We start from the raw sequence: 7,639 nt of genomic DNA, 5'->3' as shown, positions 1-7,639 counted from the left end.
CCTTGGATGGTGTGGTGCTGGACCTTGGGGTCAGCTCGATGCAGCTTGATCAGGCTGAACGCGGCTTTTCGTTTTTGCGCGATGGGCCTTTGGATATGCGGATGGGGGGCAGTGGCCCCACCGCCGCTGATCTGCTGAACACTGCCGATGAAACCACCATTGCCGACATCCTCTATCACTATGGCGAGGAACGCGCCTCGCGCCGTATTGCCCGCACGATTGTCGCAGCGCGCGGCGTGGCCCCGTTTGAAACCACGCTGCAACTGGTGCGTGTGGTTGAACGCTGCCTGCCGCGCCCCAAACCGGGCCAAAGCCATCCCGCCACGCGCAGCTTTCAGGCCGTCCGGATCTGGGTCAATGATGAATTCGGCCAGCTTATCGCCGGGCTTGAGGCGGCCGAACGCGCGCTTGCCCCCGGTGGGCGGCTGGCTGTCGTGACCTTTCATTCGTTGGAAGACCGTGTTGTGAAACGGTTTTTTCAGGCCCGTTCGGGGACCGAGGCGCAAGGCAGCCGCTATGCGCCCGCCCGCGCCACCGTGACCCCCGCCTTTACGCTGCTGACCAAGGCCATTGCGCCGGATGCGGATGAGCTGGCCGAAAACCCCCGCGCCCGTTCGGCCAAGTTGCGCGTGGGGCAACGCACCGATGCCCCCGCAGCCCGCGCTGACCGCGCCACCCTGGGCCTGCCCGCCCCCGTGCTGAAAGGAGACCGCTGATGCGCAGCCTGATCTATCTTGCGACCGCGCTCGCCGTCATGGGGCTGGCGTTCTGGGCCTACCGCGAAAACTACCGCACGCAATCGGCCCTGGGCGAAATGAAGACGCTGCAACGTGACATCGCCTCGTTGCGCGAAGGGCTGAGCGTGCTCAAGGCCGAATGGGCCTACCTGAACCGCCCCGACCGTCTGCGTGAACTGGCCAACCTCAATTTTGAACGCCTGGCGCTATTGCCGCTGCAACCATCGCAGTTCGGCGCGGTGGCGCAGGTGGCCTACCCGCCCGCGCCGATGCCGCTTTTGCTGGAGCCGGTCGATACAATTGGCGCCATCCCGGAGACGCAGCCATGACCCGCACCCCGCTTCGCCCGCTTGCCCGTATCCTGTCGGCCCGCGAAAAGGGCGAAAACCCCGACGCGATCGAACGGGAAAATATCCGCCTGCGCGGCGAGGCCACGCGTGACCGCACCCGCCTGCGCGCCGAAGGGCGGCTGTTGATGCTGGGGGTAATCTTCCTGGCCTGTTTCGCCACCGTCGGCGTGCGGATGGGCGTTCTGGCCGCAGCCGAGCCGCAAGAGCCGCAGCTGGCGGGCGTTGGCCCCGCAATCCTGGCGCAGCGCGCCGATATTCTGGACCGCGAAGGCCGGGTGCTGGCTACCAACCTTGTTACCCATTCGCTTTACGCGCAGCCGCAGATGATGGTCGACCCCGTCCGCGTCGCGGATGAACTGCAAGAGATTTTTCCTGATCTTGACGGCAAACGCCTGCGGGCAGATCTGATCGGCAGCCGCAAATTCCTGTGGATCAAAAAGAAAATCAGCCCCGAACAGATGCAGCTTGTGCATGATATCGGGGACCCCGGGCTTTTGTTCGGGCCACGCGAAATGCGGCTTTACCCCAACGGCCATCTGGCGGCACATATCCTTGGCGGCGCGCGGTTTGACAATGAGGGTGTGTCCTCGGCGGAACTGGTCGGGGTGGCGGGCGTGGAAAAGGCGTTTGACACATGGCTGCGCGACCCTGCCAATGGCGGCGTGCCGCTGACGTTGTCGCTGGATCTGACCGTGCAGGCCGCCGTCGAAGAGGTGCTTGCGGGCGGCATGAGGCTGATGAACGCCAAAGGCGCCACCGCGATTTTGATGGAGGTTGGCACCGGCGAAATTGTCGCTATGGCCAGCCTGCCGGATTTTGACCCCAACGACCGGCCCGCCCCCCTGACAAAAGGCGACGCCTCTGACAGCCCGCTGTTCAACCGCGCGGTGCAGGGCGTTTATGAACTGGGCTCCACCTTCAAGATTTTTGCCGTTGCGCAGGCGTTGGAGCTGGGGCTGGTCAGCCCCTCCACGATGATCGCCACCAAAAGCCCGATGACCTATGGCCGCTTTCGCATCCGCGATTTTCACAACTACGGCGACCAACTTTCCGTTACCGATATCATCGCGAAATCGTCGAACATCGGCACCGCCCGGATCGCGCAGCAGATCGGCGCGGACCGTCAGCGTGCCTTTTTGAAAACCCTGGGGCTTTTGGAACCGACCCCGGTTGAACTGGTCGAGGCCCCCACCGCACGCCCGCTTTTGCCCGCAAAATGGAGCGAAATTTCGACCATGACTATCGGCTATGGGCACGGGCTGTCGGTCAGCCCGCTGCATCTGGCCTCGGCCTATGCCACAATTGCAAATGGGGGGCGCAAGGTGTCACCGACGCTGGTGCACGGGCAGGTGCACGAACCGGGGCCGCAGGTGATTGACCCCGCTGCTGCTGCCGAGGTGATGAAGATGATGCGCCTTGTGGTGACAAAGGGCACGGCCTCTTTTGGGGAGGTGCCGGGGTATCGTGTGGCCGGCAAGACCGGCACCGCAGACAAGTCCAAACCCACCGGCGGCTATTACAAAGACAAGGTCATCGCCACTTTCGCCGCCGTGTTTCCCGTTGATGCGCCAAAATATGTGATGGTGCTGACGCTTGATGAGCCGGTCGAAACCTCGGGCGCCATTCCGCGCCGCACTGCGGGCTGGACCGCTGTGCCCGTCGGTGCCGAGGTGATCCGCCGCACCGCGCCCCTGCTGGGTCTGCGCCCCGAGATGGAACCCGCCGAGGTCAGCAATCTGACGCTCGTGCGCAATTGACGCCCGACACCGCTGCGCGATAAACGGCGGGGGAAATCGAAAAGGGCCAAGATATGGGCGATATGGTAAAATCCCTGTCCGAATTGGGCCTGACGGCGCAAGCAGGGCGCGATGCGCGGATAACCGGCCTGTCGGTTGACAGCCGCACCGTCAAACCGGGTCACCTTTTTGCGGCACTGCCCGGCGTCAAGATGCACGGGGCCGAGTTTGTCGGCTACGCGCTGCGCATGGGGGCCACCGCCGTGCTGACCGACCGCGCCGGTGCCGAGATCGCCCGCGATGCCCTTTCCAGCACCGATACCGCCCTTGTGCTGGCCGAAGATCCGCGTCAGGCGCTGGCCTTTGCCGCCGCCCTCTGGTTTGGCCGCCAGCCCGCGGTTGTCGTGGCGGTGACCGGCACCAACGGCAAAACCTCTGTCGCGACCTTCGCCCGGCAGATCTGGGCGCTTTTGGGGCTTGAGGCCGCCAATATCGGCACCACCGGCGTCGAGGGGGCCTTTGCCGCGCCATCCGCCCATACCACGCCCGAACCGATCACCCTGCACCGGCTTTTGGCCGATATGGCCCTGGCCGGCGTGACCCATGCCGCGATGGAGGCGTCTTCGCACGGGCTGGCGCAGCGGCGGCTTGACGGGGTGCATCTTGGCGCCGCTGCTTTCACCAATTTCACTCAGGACCATCTGGATTACCACGCCACATTCGATGAGTATTTCGCCGCCAAGGCCGGGCTTTTCGCCCGCGTGCTGCCCGAAGACGGGGTAGCGGTGATCAACCTTGACGATCCGCGCGGCCCCGAGGTGGCCACCATCGCCCGCGCCCGTGGTCAGCGCGTCATTGGCGTGGGCCAGACCCCGAATGCCGAAATGCGGATTCTGGGCCAGCGCTTTGATGCCACCGGGCAAGACCTTCGGTTTTCGTGGCAGGGGCAGGCGCATATGGCGCGGCTGCATCTGATCGGCGGGTTTCAGGCCGCCAATGTGCTGACCGCCGCAGCCCTTGCCATCGCCACCGGCGCTGACCCGGCGGCGGTGTTTGCCACGCTGCCGAAACTGACCACCGTGCGCGGCCGGATGCAGCTTGCCGCCACCCGCGACAATGGGGCCGCCGTCTTCGTTGACTACGCCCATACCCCCGATGCGGTGATCACCGCGCTGACCGCGCTGCGCCCGCATGTGATGGGACGGCTGGTTGTGGTGCTGGGCGCGGGCGGCGACCGCGACACTACCAAGCGCCCGCTGATGGGCCGCGCCGCCGCCACCCATGCCGATATCGTCTTTGTCACCGACGACAACCCCCGCACCGAAGACCCAGCCGCCATTCGCGCCGCCGTCATGGCCGGCGCGATTGCCGCAGGCGGGGTAGAGATCACAGAGGTAGGGGACCGCGCCGAGGCAATCTTGCGCGGTGTCGATGCGCTAGGGCCGGGCGATGCGCTGCTGGTCGCGGGCAAGGGCCACGAATCCGGGCAGATCATCGGCACCGATGTCTACCCCTTTGACGATGTTGAACAGGCCTCGGTCGCTGTTGCCGCGCTGGACGGGAAAATTTGATGACTATCCTTTGGACCGCCTCTGATGCCGCCGCCGCCACCCATGGCCGCGCCACCCGTGATTTCGGTGTCACCGGCATCAGCATCGACACCCGCGCACTGCGCCCCGGCGATCTGTTCGTGGCCCTGAAAGACGTGCGCGATGGCCATGATTTTGTGGCCGAGGCGCTGGCGAAAGGGGCCGGGGCCGCCCTTGTCAGCCGCATCCCCGACGGTTGCTCTGAGGCCGATCCGCTGCTGATCGTCCCCGATGTTCTGGCCGCCCTCGAAGATCTGGGCCGTGCCGGGCGCGCACGCGCGCGTGCAAAAGTGATTGCCGTGACCGGCTCTGTCGGCAAAACCTCGACCAAGGAAATGCTGCGCGCGGTGCTGGCCGCCCAAGGCACCGTCCACGCTGCCGAGGCCAGCTTCAACAACCACTGGGGCGTGCCCATCACCCTTGCCCGCCTGCCACGCGACGCTGATTTTGCGGTGGTTGAAATCGGCATGAACCACCCCGGCGAAATCGCCCCGTTGGCGCGGATGACCCGCCCCCACGCCGCCCTGATCACCACCGTCGCCGCCGCCCATCTGGAGGCATTTCCCAGCGTTGATGCCATCGCCGATGAAAAAGCCGCGATCTTTGTGGGGCTGGAACCGGGCGGCGTGGCGGTCATCCCGACGGGCCTGCCGACCACCGCAATACTGGAACGCGCGGCCCGGGCCCGCGCCGCCCGCGTGCTGCGCTTTGGCCCCACCCCGGATGCAGATTACCGTCTGATCTCGGTTCAGATCGCTGAAGATACCACCATCGTGCAGGCCAGTCGTGCCGGAAACCCGTTGCTTTTCAAGGTGCTGACACCGGGGCGCCACTTTGCTGCCAACGCCCTTGGCGTGCTGGCCCTGGCCGAGGCGGTGGGCGCCGACCCCGCCATTGCCGCCTGTGACATGGGCCAATGGCACCCCCCCGCAGGCCGCGGCGCGCGCGAGCGGATCTTCATGGATATCGTCGACGAGGCGCAAAGCTTTGATCTTTACGACGACGCGTTCAACGCCAACCCCGCCTCAATGGCTGCGGCACTGGATGTGCTGGCCTCTGCCCACCCCCGCGACGGTATCGGCCGGGTCAAACGCGGCCGCCGCATCGCAATCTTGGGTGACATGCTGGAGCTTGGCCCGGACGAGACCGCCCTTCACCGCGCCCTTGCCGATCACCCGGCGATAGCCAGCATCGACCTTGTGCATTGCGCCGGCCCACGGATACGCGCGCTATGGGACAGCCTGCCCCCGCGCCAACGCGGCGAATGGGTCGAAACCGCGCCCGAACTTGCCGCGCGGGTCCATCATCTGGCCGATGCGGGTGATGTGCTGCTGGTGAAAGGCTCGAAAAGCTCGAAAGTCAGTCTTGTGGTTGACGCGCTGAAAAAACTCGGCCAATCCGGCGCCGCCGAGGCCCACGCCGCCCCCAAGGGAAAAGAGTAATGCTGTATTGGTTGACCGAACTGACGGACGCAAGCGGGCTGTTCAACCTGTTTCGCTACATTACCTTCCGCGCAGGGGCCGCGTTTTTTACGGCGCTGATCTTTGGCTTTGTCTTTGGCCGCCCGTTGATCAACATGCTGCGCCGCCGTCAGGGCAAGGGTCAACCGATCCGCGATGATGGCCCGGCCACCCATTTCGCGAAGGCCGGCACCCCCACCATGGGCGGGCTGCTGATCCTGTCTGCGCTGCTGACCTCGACGCTGCTATGGGCGCGGCTTGACAATGCCTATGTCTGGATCGTGCTGTTCGTGACTTTTGGTTTTGGCCTGATCGGTTTTGCCGATGACTACGCCAAGGTTGCCAAACAAAATACCAAGGGCGTCTCCTCGCGGGTGCGCTTTGGTCTTGGCTTGGTAATCGCCGCGCTGGCCGCAGCGGCGGCCGCCTGGGTTCACCCGGCGGCGCTGACCAATCAACTGGCATTGCCGGTGTTCAAGGATGTGCTGATCAACCTGGGTGTCTTGTTCGTGCCCTTCGCGATGATCGTGATCGTCGGCGCGGCAAACGCGGTCAACCTGACTGATGGGCTGGATGGGCTTGCAGTCATGCCGGTGATGATCGCCGCCGCCACGCTGGGCGCGATCGCCTACATCGTTGGCCGCGTCGACTATACCGAATATCTGGGCGTTCATTTCGTGCCGGGCACTGGCGAGATATTCGTGTTCACCGCCGCGCTGATCGGCGGTGGGCTTGGGTTTTTGTGGTATAACGCGCCACCGGCGGCCGTATTCATGGGCGATACCGGCAGCCTTGCCCTTGGCGGCGCCTTGGGCGCGATTGCGGTCTGCACCAAACACGAGATCGTACTGGCCATCGTCGGCGGGCTGTTCGTGGTCGAGGCGCTGTCGGTCATCATTCAGGTGCTTTACTTCAAACGCACCGGGAAACGGGTGTTCCTGATGGCCCCGATTCATCATCATTTTGAGAAAAAGGGCTGGTCCGAGCCGCAGATCGTGATCCGCTTCTGGATCATCTCGCTGATCCTCGCGCTGATCGGTCTGGCGACACTGAAGCTGCGCTGATGCGCGAAACCGACCTTTACCCACCCGTCAAAGCCTATCTTGAAGGCCAGGGCTATACGGTCAAGGCCGAAATCGGCGATTGCGACGTGCTGGCCCGGCGCGGCGATGAACCCCCAGTGGTGGTCGAGCTGAAACTCTCGTTCTCGCTGGCGCTGGTGATGCAGGGGGTGGCCCGCCAGACGCTGTTCGATACGGTCTATCTGGCGGTTCCGGTGTCCTCTGCGAAGGGCTGGAAACTGCGCTACGCCGATATCATCCGCCTGTGTCGCAGGCTTGGGCTGGGGCTTTTGGCGGTGCGCACCGGCGCTGAACCACACGTTGAGGCGCATCTTGACCCCGCCCCCTATGCGCCGCGCCAAAACACAAAACGGGCGGGCCGACTCTTGCGCGAATTCGACCGCCGAGTCGGTGACCCCAATCAGGGCGGCATGACGCGCCAGTTCAGAATGACCGCCTACCGCCAGGATGCACTGCGCTGCGCCCACCACCTTTGCGTGCACGGCCCGACCCAGGCCGCAATCCTTGCCCGCGCAACAGGCGTTGCGCGCGCGGCCCCCTTGATGCGCGCCGATCATTATGGCTGGTTCGACCGCCCGGCCCGCGGGATCTATGCGCTGACCCCGAAGGGTCACGCGGCCCTGACCGAGGCGGCGGCGATGCTGGCGGAACTGCGCGGCGACGGGGCCTAGGATCAACCGGGCAG

General features: G+C 65.0%; 7 protein-coding genes. All 7 read left to right on the top strand.

What is annotated here, in order from left to right; translation table 11 throughout:
- Positions 1–716: 16S rRNA (cytosine(1402)-N(4))-methyltransferase RsmH (rsmH, locus tag ACM62R_RS14660; RefSeq protein ID WP_415184784.1), on the top strand; the 716-nt coding region annotated here is incomplete at its 5' end.
- Positions 716–1,066 carry a cell division protein FtsL gene (locus tag ACM62R_RS14655; RefSeq protein WP_415184783.1) on the top strand — a complete coding sequence of 117 codons (351 nt, stop codon included), beginning with the start codon at positions 716–718 and terminating at the stop codon, positions 1,064–1,066. The genes rsmH and ACM62R_RS14655, both read left to right, overlap by 1 nt.
- Positions 1,063–2,844: a peptidoglycan D,D-transpeptidase FtsI family protein gene (locus ACM62R_RS14650; RefSeq protein WP_415184782.1), complete on the top strand. Its 1,782-nt coding sequence runs from the start codon at positions 1,063–1,065 to the stop codon at positions 2,842–2,844. The genes ACM62R_RS14655 and ACM62R_RS14650 overlap by 4 nt, the downstream gene beginning before the upstream one ends.
- Positions 2,845–2,897: 53 nt before the next feature.
- Positions 2,898–4,394 (top strand): UDP-N-acetylmuramoyl-L-alanyl-D-glutamate--2,6-diaminopimelate ligase, encoded by a 1,497-nt coding sequence (locus tag ACM62R_RS14645; protein WP_415184781.1) that lies wholly within the window; start codon positions 2,898–2,900, stop codon positions 4,392–4,394.
- A complete protein-coding gene (locus ACM62R_RS14640; RefSeq protein WP_415184780.1) occupies positions 4,394–5,854 on the top strand; it encodes a UDP-N-acetylmuramoyl-tripeptide--D-alanyl-D-alanine ligase in 1,461 nt (486 codons plus the stop codon). The genes ACM62R_RS14645 and ACM62R_RS14640 overlap by 1 nt, the downstream gene beginning before the upstream one ends.
- Positions 5,854–6,936 (top strand): phospho-N-acetylmuramoyl-pentapeptide-transferase, encoded by a 1,083-nt coding sequence (gene mraY, locus ACM62R_RS14635; RefSeq protein ID WP_415184779.1) that lies wholly within the window; start codon positions 5,854–5,856, stop codon positions 6,934–6,936. The genes ACM62R_RS14640 and mraY overlap by 1 nt, the downstream gene beginning before the upstream one ends.
- Positions 6,936–7,625, top strand: coding sequence for a DUF2161 domain-containing phosphodiesterase (locus ACM62R_RS14630; RefSeq protein WP_415184778.1), 690 nt, complete (start codon positions 6,936–6,938; stop codon positions 7,623–7,625). Before mraY ends, ACM62R_RS14630 begins: the two co-directional genes overlap by 1 nt.
- Positions 7,626–7,639 lie beyond the last annotated feature (14 nt).

The organism is Phaeovulum sp., from assembly GCF_047638075.1.
Classification (GTDB): domain Bacteria; phylum Pseudomonadota; class Alphaproteobacteria; order Rhodobacterales; family Rhodobacteraceae; genus UBA6197.
This window is presented reverse-complemented; position numbering and strand designations above follow the sequence as displayed.